The 21,189-nt window shown below is 64.3% G+C and carries 18 protein-coding genes; 8 read left to right on the top strand and 10 right to left on the bottom strand.

All coding sequences use genetic code 11. The annotated features are described in order from the left end of the window. The first annotated feature begins 35 nt into the window (after positions 1-35). Together QCE73_RS28490 and QCE73_RS28485 are read left to right on the top strand one after the other, a co-directional pair. On the top strand, positions 36-2,288 hold the full coding sequence (locus QCE73_RS28490; RefSeq protein ID WP_309884568.1) for a TonB-dependent siderophore receptor: 2,253 nt from the start codon (positions 36-38) through the stop codon (positions 2,286-2,288). Between the two features lie 55 nt (positions 2,289-2,343). Then, positions 2,344-3,027 carry a Fe2+-dependent dioxygenase gene (locus QCE73_RS28485; protein WP_035501562.1) on the top strand — a complete coding sequence of 228 codons (684 nt, stop codon included), beginning with the start codon at positions 2,344-2,346 and terminating at the stop codon, positions 3,025-3,027. A 1-nt stretch (position 3,028) separates the two neighbouring features. On the opposite strand, the gene QCE73_RS28480 is transcribed toward QCE73_RS28485, so the two are convergent. Further along, complete coding sequence (locus QCE73_RS28480) at positions 3,029-3,988, bottom strand: LysR family transcriptional regulator (protein ID WP_309884567.1); 960 nt, start codon at positions 3,986-3,988, stop codon at positions 3,029-3,031. Between the two features lie 133 nt (positions 3,989-4,121). Here QCE73_RS28480 and QCE73_RS28475 point away from each other — a divergent pair, with 133 nt between their 5' ends. From QCE73_RS28475 to QCE73_RS28465, 3 genes are all read left to right on the top strand, one after another. Next, positions 4,122-6,263, top strand: a complete 2,142-nt coding sequence (locus tag QCE73_RS28475; RefSeq protein WP_309884566.1) for an FUSC family protein — start codon at positions 4,122-4,124, stop codon at positions 6,261-6,263. 220 nt (positions 6,264-6,483) lie between these two features. Further along, positions 6,484-7,980 (top strand): acetyl-CoA hydrolase/transferase family protein, encoded by a 1,497-nt coding sequence (locus QCE73_RS28470; protein WP_309884565.1) that lies wholly within the window; start codon positions 6,484-6,486, stop codon positions 7,978-7,980. Positions 7,981-8,103: 123 nt separating this feature from the next. Continuing rightward, positions 8,104-8,460: a host attachment protein gene (locus tag QCE73_RS28465; RefSeq protein ID WP_035501558.1), complete on the top strand. Its 357-nt coding sequence runs from the start codon at positions 8,104-8,106 to the stop codon at positions 8,458-8,460. 51 nt (positions 8,461-8,511) lie between these two features. Here QCE73_RS28465 and QCE73_RS28460 read toward each other — a convergent pair whose 3' ends face one another. Together QCE73_RS28460 and QCE73_RS28455 are read right to left on the bottom strand one after the other, a co-directional pair. After that, positions 8,512-9,900 (bottom strand): FAD-binding oxidoreductase, encoded by a 1,389-nt coding sequence (locus QCE73_RS28460; protein WP_309884563.1) that lies wholly within the window; start codon positions 9,898-9,900, stop codon positions 8,512-8,514. Between the two features lie 405 nt (positions 9,901-10,305). Continuing rightward, entirely contained in the window at positions 10,306-15,171 is a 4,866-nt protein-coding gene (locus QCE73_RS28455) for an NAD-glutamate dehydrogenase (RefSeq protein ID WP_035501555.1), read from the bottom strand. Between the two features lie 225 nt (positions 15,172-15,396). On the opposite strand from QCE73_RS28455, the gene QCE73_RS28450 reads away from it, so the two are divergent. Further along, positions 15,397-15,822, top strand: a complete 426-nt coding sequence (locus tag QCE73_RS28450; RefSeq protein ID WP_309884562.1) for a cupin domain-containing protein — start codon at positions 15,397-15,399, stop codon at positions 15,820-15,822. Here the strand turns inward: QCE73_RS28450 and QCE73_RS28445 are convergent. Both QCE73_RS28445 and QCE73_RS28440 read right to left on the bottom strand, forming a co-directional pair. Beyond that, positions 15,819-16,313, bottom strand: a complete 495-nt coding sequence (locus QCE73_RS28445; RefSeq protein WP_035501552.1) for an LEA type 2 family protein — start codon at positions 16,311-16,313, stop codon at positions 15,819-15,821. The genes QCE73_RS28450 and QCE73_RS28445 overlap by 4 nt on opposite strands. 27 nt (positions 16,314-16,340) lie before the next feature. Further along, positions 16,341-16,856, bottom strand: a complete 516-nt coding sequence (locus QCE73_RS28440) for a metal-dependent hydrolase (RefSeq protein ID WP_187606503.1) — start codon at positions 16,854-16,856, stop codon at positions 16,341-16,343. A gap of 258 nt (positions 16,857-17,114) precedes the next feature. On the opposite strand from QCE73_RS28440, the gene QCE73_RS28435 reads away from it, so the two are divergent. Further along, entirely contained in the window at positions 17,115-17,621 is a 507-nt protein-coding gene (locus tag QCE73_RS28435) for a M48 family metallopeptidase (protein ID WP_187606504.1), read from the top strand. A 16-nt stretch (positions 17,622-17,637) separates the two neighbouring features. Here QCE73_RS28435 and QCE73_RS28430 read toward each other — a convergent pair whose 3' ends face one another. From QCE73_RS28430 to nthA, 5 genes are read right to left on the bottom strand one after another with little or no spacing between them, the layout of a single operon-like run. Continuing rightward, complete coding sequence (locus QCE73_RS28430) at positions 17,638-18,339, bottom strand: 4'-phosphopantetheinyl transferase superfamily protein (protein ID WP_309884561.1); 702 nt, start codon at positions 18,337-18,339, stop codon at positions 17,638-17,640. After that, complete coding sequence (locus QCE73_RS28425; protein ID WP_238217114.1) at positions 18,336-18,722, bottom strand: tautomerase family protein; 387 nt, start codon at positions 18,720-18,722, stop codon at positions 18,336-18,338. Before QCE73_RS28425 ends, QCE73_RS28430 begins: the two co-directional genes overlap by 4 nt. Positions 18,723-18,744: 22 nt before the next feature. Beyond that, entirely contained in the window at positions 18,745-19,542 is a 798-nt protein-coding gene (locus QCE73_RS28420; protein ID WP_309884560.1) for a nitrile hydratase accessory protein, read from the bottom strand. 1 nt (position 19,543) lies between these two features. Continuing rightward, positions 19,544-20,218: a nitrile hydratase subunit beta gene (gene nthB / locus QCE73_RS28415; protein ID WP_309884559.1), complete on the bottom strand. Its 675-nt coding sequence runs from the start codon at positions 20,216-20,218 to the stop codon at positions 19,544-19,546. Then, the gene (gene nthA, locus QCE73_RS28410) at positions 20,215-20,868 is read right to left on the bottom strand and encodes a nitrile hydratase subunit alpha (RefSeq protein ID WP_309884558.1); all 654 of its coding nucleotides are present in this window, start codon (positions 20,866-20,868) and stop codon (positions 20,215-20,217) included. Before nthA ends, nthB begins: the two co-directional genes overlap by 4 nt. Before the next feature lie 123 nt (positions 20,869-20,991). Between nthA and QCE73_RS28405 the strand changes: the two genes are divergently transcribed. Continuing rightward, positions 20,992-21,186 (top strand): DUF1059 domain-containing protein, encoded by a 195-nt coding sequence (locus QCE73_RS28405; RefSeq protein ID WP_035501542.1) that lies wholly within the window; start codon positions 20,992-20,994, stop codon positions 21,184-21,186. Positions 21,187-21,189: the final 3 nt, after the last annotated feature.

The raw sequence follows: 21,189 nt of genomic DNA, 5'->3' as shown, positions 1-21,189 counted from the left end.
ATTGGGATTTCACTAACAAGCATCGGGGAAACGACATGTTGAGAAAGACGCCGCTCGCCGCGGCATTGGTAACTATTGCCGTCGCGCCCATGGCAGCGCCGCTTTACGCCCAGACCGCACCGCAGGCCGCTCAGGCCGCATCGCAGAACGCGCCTTCATCGCAAATCGCGCAGCAGGCGGCTCCCGCCCAGAACGACACCGCCGCACCCGAAACCGCCGCCCTGCCCGCCGTCAAGGTGACGGGCCAGGCCGACGCGCCCGATTTCCAGCCGGACACGTCGAGCGTCGGGGCGAAGGTGCCGACCGCGCTGCGCGACATTCCGCAGGCTGTCGTCGTGGTGCCGAAGGCGGTGCTGAATTCGCAGGCGGTGAGCTCGTTCGCGGACGCGCTGCGCAACGTGCCGGGCGTCACGCTCGGCGCGGCCGAAGGCGGCCAGATCGGCAACAACATCAACCTGCGCGGCTTCTCGGCGCGTACGGACATCTATCTCGACGGTTTCCGCGATCGCGGCCAGTACTATCGCGACACCTTCAACCTCGAATCGATCGACGTGCTGTACGGCCCGTCGTCGCTGTACTTTGGGCGCGGCTCGACGGGCGGCGTGATCAACCAGGTCAGCAAGCAGCCGAACATGAAGCCGCGCGCCGATGTCTCGCTGCAAGCGGGCACGCATGACCGCTATCGCACGACGGTCGACATCAACCAGCCGATGACCGATACCTCGGCGTTTCGCGTCAACGCGTTCGGCCAGTCGCTCGGCTCGACGCGCGACGAGATGATCAACAAGGACTTCGGCATCGCGCCCGAAGTGAAGTTCGGTATCGGCACGCCGACCCAGGTGACGCTGTCCGCGCTGATCCAGCACAACCGCGATCAGCCCGACTACGGCATTCCGCCGCTGAACGGCCACCCCGCGCCCGTCGACACGAAGACCTTCTATGGCTTCACCGACGACCGCACGATCCAGGACGTGCAGACGGTGAACGCGCGCGTGGAGCATCGCTTCGACGACATGTTCACGCTGCGCAACCAGACGCAGTTCAGCCACTACAGCACCGAGGCGCGCGCGACCAACGCCGCGGCCGTGCTGACGGGACCGCTCGGCACCTCGCCCGCGCTCTCGAACGGCAACTACACGACACTGCCGCTGTCGTCGCTGTTCGTGCGTCTGCAAGGCAAGGACCGCAACATCAACGATCACTCGGTCTACAACTCGACCGATGTCCAAGGCAAGTTCGCGACCGGCTTCCTCAAGCACGACATGCTCGCCGGCGTCGATCTGAGCCACGAAACGTACAGCAACCAGAGCTTCACCGCGACCACGCCGGGCCTGCCGTCGAACACGCTCGCGATCGTGCCGCTCGTCAATCCGCCCTACGTGCCGCGTCCCGCAAACTATCGCGAGGTGGCGACCAATCTCGCGGAATCGAGCGCGAACGGCATCGGCCTCTATTTGAACGACACGATCTCGATCGGCGAGCACTGGAAGTGGATCGGCGGCGTGCGCTGGGACCGCTACGAGGCGGCCATCAACAACTCGATCAACGCGCCGGGCTACGCGACGCAGACGAACTACTTCACGAGCGTGCGCACCGGCGTCGTGTGGCAGCCGACTGACTGGCAGTCGTACTACGTGTCGTACGGCACGTCGTTCGATCCGTCGCTGGAAGCGCTCACGCTCACCAGCGGCCAGCAGAACCTGCCGCCCGAGCACAACAAGTCCTACGAAGTCGGCTCGAAGTGGGATCTGCTGAACGGCGGCCTGTCGATCACGCAATCGCTCTTCAACATCGAGAAAACCAACGCGCGAACGCTCGCCTCGGACGGCAGCTACTCGCTCGACGGCAACGTCCGCGTGCGCGGCTATCAGCTCGGCGTGGCGGGTCACATCACGAAGCAGTGGCAGATGTTCGGCGGCTACACCTACATGGACGGCACGATCCTGCAGGCCTTCGACGGCACGCAGGGCAACCAGCTCGCCAACACGCCGCATCACATGCTCACGCTGTGGACCACGTATGACTTCACGCCGGTATGGCAGGTCGGCGGCGGGCCGTCGTATGTATCGTCGCGCTATGCGGCGAACAACAATCTGGTCCAGGTGGGCGGCTACGTGCGCTGGGACGTGATGGCCGCGTATCATCAGAAGCGCTACGATATCCAGTTCAACGTGCAGAACATGTTCGACAAGAAGTACTACGACGCCCTGATTCCGTCCGACGGCGGACGCGCGGTGCCGGGTCTTGGCCGCACGTTCATCGCGACGTTGAATTACCGCTTCCGTTGATGTAAATGCGAGCGCGCCGTGTGCTACGCGGCGCGCGTTCGCGAAGGCAAGAAAAATGATCCTCTCGATACCGAACGTGCTGAGCCCCGAAGACGCCGCCGCGATGCGCGCGCGACTCGAAGCCAGCGACTCGTGGGTCGATGGCCGCGCGACCGCGGGCTATCAGGGCGCGCCGGTCAAGCGCAACATGCAGATCGCGGAAGGCTCGCCGATCGCGCTCGAAATGGGCGATGCGATCGTCGGCCTGCTGGAACGCCATCCGCTATTCATCAGCGCCGTGCTGCCCAATCGCGTGTATCCGCCGCTCTTCAATCGCTATGAAGGCGGCATGCATTTCGGCAGTCATGTCGATGGCGCGATCCGCATCGTGCCCGGTCATGGCGCGCGCGTGCGCACCGATGTATCCGTCACGCTCTTTCTCACGCCGCCCGAAGAGTATGACGGCGGCGAGCTCATCATCGAAGACACCTACGGCGTGCAGGAAGTGAAGCTGCCCGCGGGTCATGCGATCGTCTATCCCGCGACGAGTCTTCATCAGGTGCGGCCCGTCACGCGCGGCGCTCGCGTATCGAGCTTCTTCTGGGCACAAAGCCTCGTGCGCGACGACGGCCAGCGCGCGCTCCTCTTCGATCTCGACAACGCCATCCAGCGCCTGAACGCGACCAATGGCGACGAAGCCGCGAAGCGTTCGCTCGTCGGCTGCTATCACAACCTGTTGCGCATGTGGAGCGAGACGTGAGTCACGCGACGCGCAAAACGTTCGCAGCCGTCTGCCCGACTTCCGCGAGCAACGCTTCGTCGCGCGCGATCACGTCCGGCAGATGCGCGCGCAGAAACTCCACCCAAGTGCGCGTCTTCGCATCGACGAACTTGCGCGACGCATAGAGCGCAAAGAGACTCGTGCGCTGCAACGTGTGACGCGGCAACACGCGCACGAGCGAACCGTTGCGCAAGCCCTCGATCGCCGCATAGAGCGGCAACATGCCGATGCCCATGCCTTCGCGGATCGCGACCACGAGCGATTCCGCGATATTCACCTGCACCGTTCCGCTGATTTGCAAGGTCTCGCGGCCCTCGGGCCCTTCGAGCGTCCATTCGCGTGCGGGAAACGCGGGCGTCTGCAAGGTGAGGCAATCGTGCTGCGCGAGATCGGCCGGTTCCTCGGGCGCGCCACGCGCGCGGATATATTCCGGCGATGCGCACAGAATGCTGAAGGTCGCGCCCAGCTTGTGCGAGATCACTTCCGAATCCGACAACGCGCTCGCCGACACGACGGCCACGTCGCTGCTGCCCTCGAAGAGATCGGGCATGCGTTGCGACAGCGTGAGCTCGACCTTCACATCGGGATAAAGCGCGCGATATCGGGCGATGGCGGGCAGGATGTAATGCTGCCCGACGCTCGCGAAGCTGAACATGCGCAGCGTGCCCGACGGATGCTCATGCGCGCAGCTTGCTTCTTCTTCGGCGCCGTCGATGTCGGCGAGAATCTGCCGCACGCGTTTCAGATAGCGCTCGCCCGCCGACGTGAGCGCGAGACGCCGCGTCGAGCGGTTCATCAGGCGCGTGCGCAAATGGGCTTCGAGTTCGGAGACGGCGCGCGACATCGCGCCTGTGGTCGAGTTCATCGACTGTGCGGCAGCCGTGAAGGTGCCGGCTTCGATCACGCGGGCGAAGACCCGCATGTTCTGTAGGGTATCCATCAAACCGTAGCAATGACATCGGAGACGGTATTGTCCGCCTTTCCGCGCGATCGATTGTTGTTGAATCCGGAAAGAATGTTCCCGGATTCCCACATTAATCCGGCAAGACGACTTGCCTACAATCGGCGCCTTCTTGAGCAGAGGCATATCGGCGGATCGCATGTCGTTCATGGAAGCACGCTTGTCGACGCGCGACTGGTTCGCCACCAACGGTCACGTGTGGCTGCATCTCGCGAAGACGCTGCTCGCCGCGTTCATCGCGATGGGCATCGCGATGCGCCTGGAATTGCCGCAGCCGCGCGTCGCGATGACGACCACGTTCGTGCTGATGCAGCCCTTCGCCGGCATGGTGCTCGCAAAGAGCGTCTATCGTTTCGCGGGCACGGCGCTCGGCATGCTCGCCGCGCTCGTGCTGGGCGCCGTATTCGTGCAGCAGGCCGAACTCTATGCGCTCGCGCTGACGTTATGGGTCGCGGCGTGCACCGCGCTCGCGGTGCGTTATCGCCAGTTCCGCTGGTATGGCTTCGTGCTCGCGGGCTATACGGCCGCGCTGATCGGCATTCCCGCCGTCGCCGATCCGAACGGCCTCCTGATCGCGACGCTCACGCGCGGCGCGGAAGTGATGCTCGGCATCGTGTGTTCGAGCGTGGTGAGCGCGCTCGTTTTTCCGCGCCATGCCAGCGCGACGCTCATGCATTCGCTCGATGCGCGTCGGGCGCAATTCGCTACATTCGCCGCCGACGTGCTGCGCAGCCGTCTCTCGCGCATCGCTCGTGAGCGCCGTTTCGCCGATTTCGTCGATGAGATCGTCGGCTTCGAAGCGACGCGTGGCTTCGCCGCCTACGAGTCGCCCGCGATGCGTCAGGAGAACGGCAAGCTCGCGCAACTGAACAGCGCGTTCATGGACGCGTGCGCGCGCCTTCATGCGCTCGATCAGTCGATGAAGCGACTGCGCGCCAACGACAGCGCGCGATGCGCACACGAAGCCCTCGTGCCTTTTCTCGAAGAACTCGCGCGCATCTTCGAGCACGCATCGCTGAACGTGCATCTGGAACGCTACAAGGCGACGCTGCCGAAGCGTCTGCGCGATGCGCAACGCAAGCTCGCGAACACCGACGCAACGACGCAACTCGACTTCACGACATCGGCGGAGCTTCTGTATCGCTTCATCGACGATACGATTCGCTATGCATCGATCGCAAACGGCGAGCGTCTGAAAGATCGCGCATCCTCGCGATATGAAGCGAAGACCAACCGCTTCGTACTTGCCGCGACGTTCATGCGCACCGGCATCGTGATCGCCGCGACCGCGTGGTTCTGGATCGTCACGGCGTGGCCGAGCGGCGGTTACGCGGTGATCGGCGCGACGCTGGCCTGCGCGTTGTCGTCGGCATCGGCGCGGCCGTCGAAGTTCATCGCGCAGATGGCCGCGGGCGCGGCGCTCGCGATCGTCACGGGATACACGTACCTGTGTCACGTGTATCCCGCGATCGATGGCATCGCGCTCTTGTGCGCGATGCTCGCGCCGCCGCTCGCGGCCGGCGCATTCCTCGCGATGCGCTCCGGCACCGCCGGATACGGCATCGGTTTTTGCGTGTTCTTCTGCCTGCTCGCCGCGCCCGACAACCGCATCGTCTACGATCCCGCGCTGCTGCTGAACAACGGCCTCGCGGTGCTCGTCGCGATGCTCGCCGCGGCCATCGCGTGCGCGGTCATCGTGCCGCCGCGCACGCCGTGGCTGGTTGGCCGGACCCTCGCCGAACTGCGCGCTCAGGCCGCGCTCGCGTGCGAAGGCAAACTGGCGGGACTCGGCGAGCGCTTTCATTCGGGCACGCACGATCTGATGTCGCAGTTGCGCGGCCTGCTCACGCGACGCTCGCGCGAACATCGTCATGCGCTGTCGTGGATGCTCGTCACGCTCGAAGTCGGACAGGCGATGATCGATCTGCGCAACGAAGCGCGTGCGTTGCAAGCACAGCGCTTTCCCGATGCATTGCGCATCGCGTGGAGCACGTCGCTCGCGCGCGTGCTGCGCGATATCGCGGTGCTTTTTCGCACGCCGGACAGCGCGACGCTGCGTCGTGCGATCGGTTCGGTCGTCGCGTCGATCCTGATCGCGCAGAGCATGCTCGAACTCGCGCGCGCCGAGCGCGATGCGCGTCACGACATGCAACGCGTGCTCGCGTGCCTGCACTTCATTCGCACCGCGCTCGTCGATCCCGATGCGCCTTTCGTGCCTGCGCATGAAAAGGTGCCTTCCTGGCGTAGCGATTAATTCACGGCCTCGTGCGCCCTATAGTGGAGTCGATTCATCGTCGGCGCGCTTATTTGCCGCACTTCCACGACGGTTTCAGACGACCGTATGTGCATCCGATTGGATCGAGCGCAAAGTGGTACGGCATTGGAACAATGTCTTTCAACCTTGCGATCTCGATGACAAAGCGCGCTACCTATAATCGCCTTCGGTTAAACGAAGCTCTGGAAGATAGACGTCGATGTACGAAGACCGCATTCGCTGTGCCGCCTTGCGCGGGAAGATCACCTCGGCCGCCGAAGCGGCCCGACTCGTGCGCGACGGCATGATCGTCGGCGCGAGCGGCTTTACGCGCGCAGGCGACGCGAAGGCCGTGCCGCTCGAAATAGCGCGCCGCGCCCGCGAGGAAAACGAGCCGTTACGCATCACGCTCATGACGGGCGCGTCGCTCGGCCATGACACGGACCGCATCCTCACCGAAGCCGGCGTGCTCGCGCGCCGCCTGCCGTTTCAGGTCGATACGACCTTGCGCCGCGCGATCAATCGCGGCGACGTGATGTTCGTCGACCAGCACCTGTCCGAAACCGTCGAACTGCTGCGCGCGAATCGCCTCGGCAAGCTCGATCTCGCGATCATCGAAGCCGCCGCGATCACGGAGACGGGCGGCATCGTGCCGACGACTTCGGTCGGCAATTCCGCGAGCTTCGCGATACTCGCCGAACGCGTGATCGTCGAGATCAATCTGGCGCAGCCGATCGCGCTAGAAGGGCTGCACGACATCTGGATTCCCGAGCACCGGCCGCAACGCGAGCCGCTTCCGATCGTGCGCACGGATGACAGGATCGGCGTGGCGGCCATCGAGATTGCGCTCGACAAGATCGCCGCCATCGTCATCACGAACACGCCGGACAGCGCGTCCACCGTCTTGCCCGCCGATGAAGACACCGCGCTGATCGCGGGTCATCTGATCGAGTTCTTTCAGCATGAAGTCTCGCGCGGCCGTCTGCCGAAACGATTGCCGCCGCTGCAGGCCGGCATCGGCACGATCGCGAACGCGGTGCTGTCCGGATTCGCCGCGTCGCCGTTCGAAGCGCTGACGATCTATTCCGAAGTGCTGCAGGACTCCACCTTCGATCTGCTCGATTCCGGCAAGGCCACGTTCGCATCGGGCGCGTCGATCACGCTGTCCGGAGAGCGGCAGGACAAGGTGTTGCGCGATATCGAACGCTATCGCGACAGGCTCGTGCTGCGGCCGCAGGAAGTGAGCAACCATCCCGAAGTCATCCGGCGTCTGGGCCTCATCGCGATCAATACGGCGCTCGAAGCCGACATCTACGGCAACGTGAATTCGACGCACGTCGGCGGCACGCACATGATGAACGGCATCGGCGGCTCGGGCGATTTCGCGCGCAATGCCGCCTACGCGGTCTTCGCGACGAAATCCGTCGCGAAGGACGGACGCATTTCGAGCATCGTGCCGATGGTGCCCCATTGCGATCACAACGAACACGATGTCGATATCGTCGTGACCGAGCGCGGGCTTGCCAACCTCACCGGCCTCGCGCCACGCGAACGCGCGATGAGCGTGATCCAGAACTGCGCGCATCCGCTTTACCGCGATCTGTTGCGCGACTATTACCGCGATGCAGCAGCGGCCGGTGGCCACACGCCTCATCGTCTCGATCAGGCATTTTCGTTTCACACGCGCTTCGCGGCGAGCGGTTCGATGCTGCCTTGAAGCGAATTCGCGCGCGTTATGCTGCGCCGCGAAAGCGAATGCCGCGCGAGAACGAAGCCGTTGCACGAAGATTAGGCGCACAATGGCGGGAGCCTGCTTGGGCTGGCGAACAGGAGGAGCATCATGACCGCCATCACCTGGGTGCTTGCCGCCGATGCCAGCCGCGCCCGGATCTTCGAGACGCAAGGACTGAAGCTGGACTTGCGGCAAGTCGAGGACATCAGGAACCCGGCTACGCGCGCGACGGAAACGGCAGAAAGAGACCGGGAAACATTCGCCAGGACCGTCGGCGAGTATCTCGAACAAAGCCGTCTGCATCAACGATTCGATCGCTTGCGACTCGCGGTCGAACCTCGGTTTCTCGGCCTGTTACGAAATCATCTGAGCGGCGAAACGCTCAAGCTCGTCTACGAGGAAGTCAACGGCGACGTGTCGAACACGGACACGCGCGATATGCGCCGTCATCTCGACCGGCCCTGAACAGCGCTTAGAGCGCGCCGTTTCCCGCGAGGAGAGACGGCGCGCCACGAATCACGCCGCGGGCGTGATGTTCTGATTGCTACGGAACACGTTGTCCGGATCGTAACGCCGCTTCACTTCGGCGAGCCGCTCGTAGTTCGGGCCATACGCCGCCTTCACGCGTTCGCCTTCTTCACCGGTCATGAAATTCACGTAGACGCTGCCGATTGCGTGCGGCGTCATCGCGGCGAACATGTCGCGCGCCCACTTCGTGCACTTCTCGTCGTCGGCGGCATCGCTCCAGCGGCCGTGAATGTTGATGGTATAGATCGAATCGCGATTCGCGTAAGCCGTCGCATCGACGGGAACGCGGTTCGTCTGTCCGCCCATCGCGCCGATGAACACCTCGCATTGCGTCGACGGTAGCGATTTCACCGCATTCGTCAGGATGTCGAACGTTTCGTCGTTCAGACTCGCGAAGTTGTGCGACTTCCAGTAGTTGCGCTCGCCGGGTGTCAGCAGCGGATCGAACGCCTTCTGCCATGCGGCGAAAGGCATTGCCCCTAGATGCTCGCCGTAGGGCGTGCCGAAGCTGCGCACGGGCGCAAGCGCCCTTTCACCGTTTTCGACCGGCCCGACATAGCAACTCGCCATCACGACGACCGGCTTGCCGTGAACGCTCTCGGGCAGGAACGGCAACGGCGGCGCGAGACGCAACACGGCCCATACGGTCAAATCGTCGGAACTTTGCGCGACGAACTCGCGATACTTCGGCAGCACTTCGTCGGCCTGTTCGAGCGGATACACGACGAGGCCGCCGTAGATCTGCGGACCCACTTCATGCAACCGGTATTCGAACAGCGTCACGACGCCGAAGTTGCCGCCGCCGCCGCGCAACGCCCAGAAGAGATCGGGATCGCTGTCCGCGCTCACGCGCCGCCATGTGCCGTCCGCCGTGACGATCTCCGCCGCGACGAGGTTATCCACCGTCACGCCGAACTTGCGGCTGATCCAGCCGAAGCCGCCGCCGAGCGTGAGACCCGCGACGCCTGTCGTCGAGTTGATGCCGAGCGGCGTCGCGAGGCCGAATGCCTGTGCTTCGTGGTCGAAGTCGGAGAGCAGCGCGCCAGGTTCGACATACGCGCGTTTCGCTTGCGGATCGATGCGCACGGATTTCAGCGCGGAGAGATCGATCATCAAGGCGTCGTCGCTGACTGCGCTGCCCGCGATGTTGTGCGATCCGCCGCGAATCGAGACCAGAAGGCCGTTGTCGCGCGCGAACGCGAGTGCGGCGATCACGTCGGCGGTGCCCGCGCAACGCACGATGAGCGCGGGGCGCCTGTCGATCGTCGCGTTCCAGACCTTGCGTGCTTCGTCGTAGTCGGTTTGCTCCGGTGAGATGATCCTGCCTCTCACCGACGCCTTGAGGGTGTCGATCGCTTCGCCTGAGATATTGACCATTGTGAGACCTCGCTGCTGAATGAAGCGCTGCAACGTTTCCGACCCTGCCAGTTGGTACGCGAAAGCGCAAGGAACCCGCCATCGGATCGTGCGTGGCGTGTCGATCGGATGCACACCTGAGAGACCACGAGAACGGGGATGAATTGCGAAAAGCGGACGCTTGGGTCCGCTCGTTGATTTAATGCTTCAGGTTATGCAATGTAAAGTGCCCGACCAGTTAAATCATGCACGCGATCTAGCATGTATCGGACAAAGTTGCCGATGCGCGCCGATAGCGAATTGGGTACTTCATGAGTTTGATTCGGATCACTTATATTCGACATCGATTAAGGACACACTGCTTACTTAGAAAGCGCAACGGGCGCCTTGCGGCGCCCGTCCATTTGCATCACGGCACTACGCTTCTCAAGCCCGTTCCAGCACCGCCATCTCCCGCACCACCACGAGCAGCATCGACAGACTCGCCCCGCCGCTCGCCCGCAATTCCGCCAGGAGCCGCGTATAACGATCCAGCGCGTCCTGCCGCTTCGCACGCCAGCTTTCGACGATCACATCGGGCGCATCGATGCCGCGCGATTGTTCCAGCGCACTCACGGTCAGCGCACGCTTCAATCGCGCAAGCTCTTCCAGCGCCGCCGCGCGCGCGAGCAGATCCCAGTGCGTGACGATCGGCAGCGCCATCGCCCGTTCGGCGATACCGCGATAATCGAGCAACGTGCCGATGCCGAAGTACACGCTCGCGACGAGTTCGAGACTGCGCTCCGAGCACGCCGCCACTTCCGCGCTGTCGAGCACGGCCGTCGCGATTTCGCCGCTCGCGACGCGCGCCGCGAGGGTGCTCTCGACGCCCGCATCCTCGAGTTCGCGCCGGCGCGCATACCATGCGTCGAGCTGCGGCGCGGGCAGAAGCGCGGGCAGTTGCGGTGCAAGCCGGTGCGCCGCCTCGCGGCAGCGCGCGAGCACGCCGCGCGCTTCGTGTGCGGCAAACCCGTTGTGCATCAGATGGCGCAGGAACCAGAGCGAGGTATCGTCGAGCAGACGCACGACATCGACGAACATACGCGCCTGCACTTCATCCGCGACGATATTGTCGAGCCTGTCGATGCTGCCCCACAGATCGTCGAGATCGAAGACGTCGCGCACCATCAGCACCGCGCGCACGATATCGCTCGGGCACGCATCGGTCTCTTCCATCAGCCGATGCACGAAGGTGCAGCCCACGCGATTGACGAGCGCATTGGTCAGATGCGTCGCGAGAATTTCGCGCTTCAGCGGATGGCGCTGCATCGTCTCGCTATAGCGCTGCTGCAAGGGCTTCGGGAAATAGTCGGGCAGCATGTCCGCGACGAGCGCATCTTCGGGCACGTCCGAATCGAGCAGTTCGTCGTAGAGCCACATCTTGCCGTAGGCGAGCAGCACCGCGCGCTCGGGCGATGTCAGTCCCGACTTCGCGGCCGCGCGCTCGGCGATCTCGTCGTCCGAAGGCAGGAACTCGATCCTGCGCTTCAAGCGCCCCGCGCGTTCGAGAAAGCGCATCATGCGCGCCTCGGCGTCGAGCGTCTCGGCTTCGTGACGCTTCGCGATCGACAGCGCCTGCGTCTGCGCGTAGTTGTCCTTCAGCACGAGCAGGCCGACTTCATCGGTCATCTCGGCGAGCAGCGCGTTGCGTTGTTTCTCGGTCATCTCGCCATCCGCGACGACGAGCCCGAGCAGAATCTTGATGTTGACCTCGTGATCCGAACAATCGACGCCCGCGGAATTGTCGATCGCGTCCGTGTTCATGCGCCCGCCATGCTGCGCGAACTCGATGCGCCCCAGTTGCGTGAAGCCGAGATTGCCGCCTTCCGCGACGACCTTCACGCGCAGTTCCGCGCCGTTCACGCGCACGGCGTCATTGGTGCGATCGCCGACTTGCAGATGCGTCTCCGCGCTCGACTTCACATACGTGCCCACGCCGCCGTTGTAGAGCAGATCGGCTTCGGCAAGCAGGATCGCGCGAATGAGTTCGTTCGGTGCTAGCACCGATGCGCTGATGCCGAGCGCCGCCTGCACTTGCGGCGAGATCGGAATCGACTTCGCCGTGCGCGGATAGACGCCGCCGCCCGTCGAGATCAGCGAAGCATCGTAGTCGGCCCAACTCGAACGCGGCAGCGCGAAAAGACGCGCGCGTTCCTCGAAGCTCGTCGCCGCATCCGGCACGGGATCGAGAAACACATGCCGATGATCGAACGCCGCGATCAGCCTGATATGGCGCGACAGCAGCATGCCGTTGCCGAACACGTCGCCGGACATGTCGCCGACGCCGACCACGGTGAAATCCGTCGTCTGCGTATCGAAGTTCATCTCGCGGAAATGGCGCTTCACCGATTCCCACGCGCCGCGTGCGGTGATGCCCATTTTCTTGTGGTCGTAACCGACCGAGCCGCCGGACGCGAATGCATCGTCGAGCCAGAAGCCGTATTCGTGCGCGATCGCGTTCGCGTAATCGGAGAAAGTGGCCGTGCCCTTGTCCGCCGCGACGACGAGATACGGATCGTCGGGATCGTGACGCACGACGTCCGGCGGCGGCACGATGCCGTCGGGCGTGCGGTTGTCGGTCACATCGAGCAGGCCGCGCAGGAACATCTGATAGCACGCGACGCCTTCGTTGAGAAACGCTTCGCGGTCCGTCGCGGGCGGCGGATTCTTCACGACGAAGCCGCCTTTCGATCCCACCGGCACGATCACCGTGTTCTTCACCATCTGCGCTTTCATGAGGCCGAGCACTTCGGTGCGGAAATCCTCGCGTCTGTCCGACCAGCGCAGCCCGCCCCGCGCGACGCGTCCGCCGCGCAAGTGCACGCCTTCCACGCGCGGCGCATAGACCCAGATCTCGAACATCGGCTTGGGCTCGGGCAGGCCCGGCACCTTCGACGGATCGAGCTTGAACGACACATACGGACGCGCCTGGCCATTCGCATCGCGATGGAAATGGTTGGTGCGCACCGTCGCCGTAATGACGCCGAGGAACTGGCGCAGGATGCGGTCTTCATCGAGGTTCGGCACCTGATCGAGCGCCGCTTCGATATCGGCGAGCACGCGTTCGGCAGCCTTCTCGCGATCTTCGGCCGAACCGCCGCGCGCCGGATCGAAGCGCACCATGAAGAGTTGCAGCAGCTTCTTCGCGATCGGCGGATTGCCGATCAGCGCGCGCTCGATATACGCGTCGCTGAACGTGGAGCCGACCTGCCGCAGATACTTCGCGTACGCGCGCATGAGCGTCACGTCGCGCGCGCCGAACTGCGCACGCAACACGAGGCGGTTGTAGTCGTCGTTCTCGATCTCGCCCGACCACACGCTCGCGAACGCATTCTCGAAGAGCGGCTTCACGCGATCGATATCGAACTCGACATCGTCCTGCAATTCGAGGCCGAAATCGTGGACCCATGCATTAGGCGCGCCGGTCGGCTCGATCAGATACGGCCGCTCTTCATCGACGCGCACGCCGAGATGTTCGAGCATCGGCAAGCTATGCGACAGCGCGATCGGATCGCCTACACGATAAACCTTGAAGCGGAACGCGCGCCGCCCGGCTTCGATCGGACGATACAGGCTCATCGACAAACCGCCGGGGCTCGTGTGCGTCGCCTCGATCAGTTCGATGTCGCGTACCGCCGTGCGCGCCGGATAGTCTTCGCGATAACCGGCGGGGAACGAATCGGCGTAACGCTGTAGCAGACGATTGCCCGCCTCCTCGCCGTGACTGTCGATGAGCGCATCGGCGAGATCGTCCTGCCAGCGGCGCGCCACCTGCACGATGCGCGCTTCGAGTTCGCGTGTATCGACTTCGGGCATCGCGCCCCGGTCTGCGCGCACGACGATATGAATTCGCGCGAGCGGCGATTCGGACAAAAGCGGCGTGAACTCGATGCTCTTGCCGTTGAACGCCTCCATCAACACCTTGCTGATGCGGCGGCGCAGGTCGGTGTTGAACTTGTCGCGCGGCACGAAGACGAGGCACGACACGAAACGGTCGAAGCGGTCGCGCCGCACGAAGAGGCGCGTGCGCTGATGTTCCTGCAAACGCAGCACACCGATCGCGATATCGAAGAGCACGTCTTCATCGGCCTGAAAAAGCTCGTCGCGCGGATACTGCTCCAGCACCGAGATGAGCGACTTCGCGAGATGCCCTTTTTCGAGGAAACCCGCACGCCGCACGATGTTCGCGCATTTGCGCCGCACGATCGGGATTTCGGAAGTCGGCACGAGATACGCGGTCGATGTATAGAGGCCGAGAAAGCGCCGCTCGCCGGTCACCTTGCCATCGGGCGACGTGCGCTTCACGCCGACATAGTCGAGATAGCCCGGCCGATGCACCGTCGCGCGCGAATTGGCCTTCGTGAGAAAGATCGGCGCCGCGCCTTCGATGATCGCGGCCGCGCCCGGCGGCAGCGGCGTCACGTCGCCCGCCGAGGGCGCGCGCAAGGTCTCGCGCAGAATGCCGAGGCCCGAGCCCGCGACGCCGCGCAGCGCGGGGCCGCCTTCATGCTCGACGAGCTCGTAATCGCGACAGCCGAGGAAGGTGAAATGATCCGCGACCATCCATTCGAGGAACGCGCGGGACTCGATGCCGTCGGGCGTCGTGTCGCGCGTCTTCAGTTCGCCGATCGCGACGCGCGCCGATTCGACCACCTTCGGCCAGTCCTCCACCGCCGCGCGCACGTCACCCAGCACGCGCGCGATGTTGTCGCGCACTTCTTCGAGACGCTCGCCGTCGCCGCAGCGGTCCACTTCGAAATGGATGAACGATTCGAGCTCGGAGTTGCCGTCGCCCGCTTCGGCGTGTCCCTGACCGATCCGCTCGATCTCGCCCGCATGCGCGCCCTTGCCGGCGCGCCACACGCGAAACACCGGATGAATCGCCGAATGCAGCGCGAGGCCGAGGCGGTTGAGCTCCATCGTCACCGAATCGACGAGAAACGGCATGTCGTCGTTGACGATCTCGACGACCGTGTGATCCGAATGCCAGCCGTGCTGCTCCAGATTCGGGTTGTAGACCCGCAGCACCTCGCGCCCGCGCACGAACTTCTGCGCAGTCTGCCAGTGCGCCATCGCGGCGCCGTAGAGATCGGCGACATCGCGGCTCGCGATATCCTCGACATCGACCTGCTCGTAGTAATAGCGAAGAAGCGGTTCGATGACCTTGAAGGTCGGTTCCGGCAATCGTCCCCGCGCGAAGTCCAGAAGATCGTTGATGAGTTGTTCGACCCGCGCTTCGTTCTTGACCAGCATGGTGTCCTCCCGAGTCTTTCGGTTGCGATGCGGTTGCGGCACACTCTTCAGTCAATCAACGAGATTATGCGCCGGCCCGCGCTTTTGGCCCCGGGTCGGGCATGTGCGGTTGCACAAACACGGTGCGCGCATTTCCGGTACCTTAGCCTCGCCGCGTGACCTTTGCGCGACATCGGCTTTCGGCTATCGTCGAGAGCGGCGCATCGAACCGACGGAGGAGCACCCATGCAGGTCACCACGCAAGAGACAGCGCAGCAAACGGTCGTCACGGTGCGGCCGCAGGAGAAACTCGCCACGGTTCAGCATCTGCCCTATTTCATCGGTTTGTCGGCGGCGACGGCCGGCACGCGCGGCCTCGCGATGCATCTCGTCGTCGTGCCGCCGGGCGGGCGTGGCGAGCCGCATGTCCACGTGGGCTACGAGACGGGCATCTATATTCTGGAAGGACGCATCGAGACGCGCTATGGGCCGGGACTGGCGGAATCGGTCATCAACGAGCCGGGCGACTTCGTGTTCATTCCGCCCGGCGTGCCGCATCAGCCGGTCAATCTGAGCGCGACCGAGCCTGCCCGCGCCGTGATCGCGCGCAACGATGCCAACGAGGCGGATCGCGTCGTGCCGTACGATCCGCGGGAAGCGCCGGCGTCCTAGTCGCCGGCCGCGCCCATTCCCGGAAGATCGACGTAGCCGCTGTCGGCGAAGCGCGCGCCGCCGAACGCGCCGCCCGCGAGCTTGCCGCGCACCGCATACGAAACCTTGCTGACCGTACCGCCGTTCGCGAAGCCGAACGCCTGTCGCGCGACCGAGAACGCCGATACGGTCACCGGCACCGACACCACCGTCTCGCCGAAACGCGGCACCGTCCCGCGCTGATCGCTCACGCCGCTCGCGAACGCGCGGCCGTTGAGGTCGAGATCGAGCGCGACGCCGTCGAAGTCGATCGGCGCATCGTTCGGGTTCTGCACGCGCAGCTTCACGGCGAAGCGCATTTCGAGCCCCTGGCCTTCGAGCGGCTCGATGCCCGCGACCGTCACGCGCATCGCGTCGCGGTTGAAGAAACCCGCGCAGCCGTCGAGCGCGAGCATCGCGAGCAACGCGGCGAAGAAGAGAAGGAAGCGATTGCGCATCGGGTTCGGTTGCATGGAAACGTGACTCCTCGCGATGACGTGCTAGATATGCAGCGCATTGAGCAGCATGCGCCCATAGGCATGATGAAACCAGACATCGTCGACGACGAACAGCGCCGCGGCCCACGAAGCGGCGACGATGATCAGATCGCAATGCCCGCTCGTCCACAGTCTGAGCGAATGACGCCCGACGATCCACGGCACGCCGAGCGGATTCGGCCAGTCCGCGAAGAGATGCATGAGGCCGCCGCACGCGAAGCCGAACGCGACGGGCGCCGCCGGATGCCGCCCGAGAAAGTGATATGAAAGCGCAAGGAGCGCGGCCCAGCCGATGCCCCAGTGCGTGAGCGTGCGATGCGTGATCCAGAGTCTGCGGGCGCGCGTCCACCATGCGACTTCGAGCCAGTCGGGCGCGGTGGCGCCGACGATGCCCGCCACCAGCGCCAGCGCGCCCGACATCATGTCGGCATCCGCGAACCGCGCCGGATGCATCACGACCGCCGCCGCGATGATGCCTGCCGCCCATCCGGTTGCGTGATGCGCCTTGCTCGATGCCATGAAAAACCTGCCTTTGTCGCCCATGCCGAAAGAGCGCGCATGTTCGCACGGCGGGCATATCCGTAGCCGGGCTGAAACATAAACTTACGGAATTGCGCGCATCGAAACACGCTTGTGATCACAACGGCGGCGAGGCGGCGCGGCGTTGACTAAAATGGTTGCTAGACTGCTGCGCAATTCACGCTGCGGACGCTGCCGATGCGTCCCACGCCCGCCTGCGCATCAGGCATTGAACGTATCCATACCCATCCGGCCGTCATGCAACAGTTGAAATACCTGAGCGCCTACCCGAACACGCTACAGGACAAGGTGCGCCGACTGATCGCCCAGCAACAACTGGGCGCTTATCTCGACGCGCGCTATCCGAGCAAGCACGCGGTTCAGTCCGACCGCGCGCTCTATCAGTATTGCTCGGACCTGAAGCAGGAATTCCTGCGCGTCGCGCCCGCAATCGACAAGGTTTTCTACGACAGCAAGCTCGACGTGCTGCGTCACGCGCTCGGCCTGCACACCGCGATCTCGCGCGTGCAGGGCGCGAAGCTCAAGGCGAAGAAGGAAATCCGCATCGCGTCGCTCTTCAGGGACACCGCGCCCGAGTTTCTTCGGATGATCGTCGTGCATGAACTCGCGCATCTGAAGGAAAGCGATCACAACAAGGCGTTCTATCGGCTGTGCGAGTTGATGCAGCCGGGCTACCATCAGATCGAATTCGACTTGCGGCTCTATCTCACGCAGCGCGATCTCGCGCGTACCAAGGCGGCGTGAGCGTCGCTGCGCTGCATCAATATGACCAGGCGAGCGCGGCTGCGTATCCGCAAGGCGCTTCCAGCGAAACGGCGACGAACGCGCCCGCTTCACGCGTGAGCGCATAACGATCGCCTCTGCGCGGCAGCACGGAAAAGCTCGTCATCGTGATCGCCGCGCCGCCGATGCCGACGCCGTGCGCCTTCAGCACCGCCTCTTTCGCCGTCCAGCAGTCGAAGAACCTGGCGTTCTGCGCGGGCTCTTCGGGCAGCGCTTCGATCTCGTGGCGCTCCATGTCGGCCAGCACGGCGGGCGCCAGTTCGCGCCATTTGAACGTCGCGCGGGCTTCTTCGATATCGACACCCACACGCCTTTCCCGCGATACCGCGATCAGACCGAACGCGCCCGAATGCGACACGTTGAAATCCGGCGCGTCCGGATGCGCGAGGAACGGCCTGCCGCGGTCGTCGGCGTCGAGCATGAGACTCGCGGCATCGCGATCCGTATCGGCGGCGACCACATGCCGCAGCGCGCAACGCAGCGTGGCAAAACGCGCGGCATCCGCATGACGCAGGAAGCGCGCGGCGCGAGCGCGCTCGCTCGCGTTCATCGCGGCGTAAGCGGCGCTGTCGAGCGGCGCGGAGAAATCGATTTGAACCTGCCACACGCGCACGTCTGCGGGCGCATCGGCGGGAAGGGGCATCGGTTGAATGTCGAAGGGAATCGTCGTTGCCGTCATTTGGGTGCGTACTGTGCCTCGCCATTGCCGAAGGACCAGTTCTCCTTCTTCACTTCGACGAGACTGATGAACACGTCCTCGCGCCGCAGTTTCAGGCGTTCGTGCAGGCCATCGGCGACGGCCTTGTAGAACGCGCTTTTCTTCACGACATCGCGGCCTTCGTTGAGCGTGACCTGGATCACGACGCAATCATCCGTGCGGCTGATGCCGAGATACGTGCGATCGACGATGAAATCCGACGCGCCATGCTCGGCGACGATCTGAAAGCGATCGTTCTCGGGCACATCGAGCGTGGTGCGCATCGCGTCGTACACCACGTCGCCGATGGCCGTGCGATATGCGCTGTCCTTGCCTTTCTGCAGATCGATGCGAACGAGCGGCATGAGTCTCTCCTCGTGAATGGTTTCAGCGATAGTCCGGATGCAGCAGCAGTTGCGGCAAGCCCGCGCGATCGACATACACGACCGCGTTCTGCCCGAATTCGGTCATCAGCGCATCGGCGGTGGCGTGCGTCGCGCCGAGCACGAGAAGGCTCGCTTCGGCCAGCCAGATGTTCTTCGGATCGATGCCCTCGCCTGGCAGCGCGCGCAAGCCTGACTGCCCGACGCGCTCGATCAGCTTGCGCTGACGCGTCGCGTTCTCCTCGGGCGCAAGCTCCTGACCGAACGGATTGAACGCAGTGACGAACACGGCGCTCGCGACATCGTGTTGCGCGAGCAACGACGCCGCTTCGGCATTCGCGACGCCGATTTTCATATCGATGCGCGGCTGCGCATCGATCCGATAAATCGCCGCGTGATACACAGCGAGCGTCGCGGGCGGCAGTCCTTGCGTGCGCGTCAGAACGATCGGCTGGCCGTGCGGCGTGGCGCGTGCGGCCTCGTCCCATTCGACGCGCCGCTGCGCGAGCGTCTCCTCGCTCACGCAGCCCTTTTCGGCCGTCAGGCGTTCGAGCGCGCTCAGCCAGTGCGTGTAGTAGGTATCGCCGTGGTCGGGATCGCCCGCCGCCTGCGCATCCCTGATCGCGACGCTCAACGCGTGCGCCCACTCCTTCCACGTGAACACGCCGCGCTCGTACAGCGCGAGCGTCATCGCGAAAGCCTGCGCTTCCCACGGCGCGCGAAACACCGGGCCGGCCTCGTCGAAAGGCAATTCGGGCAGGACGGCGCGCAACTCATGCAGCTTCGGTTCGTTCGAGGTCATGTCACGCGCGCGCGGCGTCGAGATAAGGTTCCCAGCAATCGACGCACACCGACGACGCGGTCGTGTCCGGTCCCCACAACGCTTTCGCATCGAAACGCACGGTATAGAGCCAGTGCGGGTGCTCGCCATTGCCGAGCGCGTTTTCATCGGGGAACACATGCGTGCCGCGCACCGCGACGATGCGCCCGGGCTTCCCCCTGCAATAGCGCGGCAGGCGCGTATGCGTCGGCGGATTCATCAGCTTCGTGCGAACTTCATCGCCGACAGCGAAGCGCGCCGCCGATGTCGCCGGACGTTCGACCGGCGAACCGCGCAACAGCGCCGCGCTCACGTCCACCGCCTTCAGCACGCGCACGTCCGGCTTCGCGGCGGTCTGCGAGCGGCCGCTCGCGATTTCGTCCGCGCTCGCGAGCCCCTTCGCCATCAAGAGCTTCTTCAAACCCTCGAACCAGATTTCGTAGTAACTGCTGCCGAGATATTGCGCGGGCGGCAGGCTTTCGCGCGCGGCACGCGACGTGTCGATGTTCCATTGGCCCGTTGCGCCCATCGCGAGCGTGACGGCCAGAACCCGCCGCTCCCACTCCGCATGAAACGGCGCTGCGCCCGGCATGTCGCAGGCATCGATTTCGACCGGACCGAACGCCTGCATGCCGCCCATGTCGTGCGCCGCGTTCATGCCGATGCTCCCGTTGCCTGCGATGGCGCGAGCGCGAGGCCCGTGCCGATCATCGAATCGCGCGTGACGAGGTCCGCGAGCGCGTCTTCGTCGAGATGATCCGTACCGGCCGGACGCATCGGCACGACGAGATAGCGCACTTCGGCGGTCGAATCCCACACACGCAACTCGACGTGTTCGGGCAATGCGACGCCGAAGTCCTTCAGCACGCCGCGCGGATCGATCACCGCGCGCGAGCGATACGGCGCGGACTTGTACCACACGGGCGGCAGCCCGAGCACGGACCACGGATAGCACGAGCACAGCGTACAGACGACCATGTTATGTACGTCCTCCGTGTTCTCCAGCGCGACCATGTGCTCGCCTTGACGCCCGGTGTAACCGAGCGATGCGATGGCGGCGCTGGCGTCGTCCAGCAGCCACGCGCGAAACGCCGGATCGCGCCACGCCTTCGCGACCACGCGCGCGCCGTTGCGCGGCCCGACCTTGTGTTCGTAAGTCTCGACGAAGACATCGAGCGCCTGCGGATCGATATAGCCCTTCTCGACCAGCAGCGATTCGAGCGCGCGCACGCGCAAATCCATCTCGGGCAGCGCGCTGGCTTCGTGATCGTGATCGTGATCGTGGTGATGAGGATGATCGTGGCTCATGTGCGGACTCGCGAATGGCACAGACGTCACACGTTACCGGAGTGCGCGCGCGCGTGCAAACGTCGGCACGGCCGCCTGCACGCCGCCTATACTTTGATCAGCGTCTCATGCGAGGAGGATGCCATGACACGCAAGTACATCGATTGCCGCGAATGCCCGAGCGACGTGAAGTGCAGCGTCGCGCTTTCCGCCGACACCGAGGACGAACTGATGGAAGCCGCCGTGCAGCATGCGGTCGCGGTGCATCAGCATACCGATTCGCCCGAGTTGCGCTCACAACTGAAGACCTTCTTCCACGAGGGCGCGCCGCCTGCGTGATCG

It is taken from the genome of Caballeronia sp. LZ029 (assembly GCF_031451275.1).
Taxonomy (GTDB): domain Bacteria; phylum Pseudomonadota; class Gammaproteobacteria; order Burkholderiales; family Burkholderiaceae; genus Caballeronia; species Caballeronia jiangsuensis.
The sequence above is the reverse complement of the archived record's forward strand: the minus strand, read 5'-3'. Positions and strand labels throughout refer to the sequence as shown.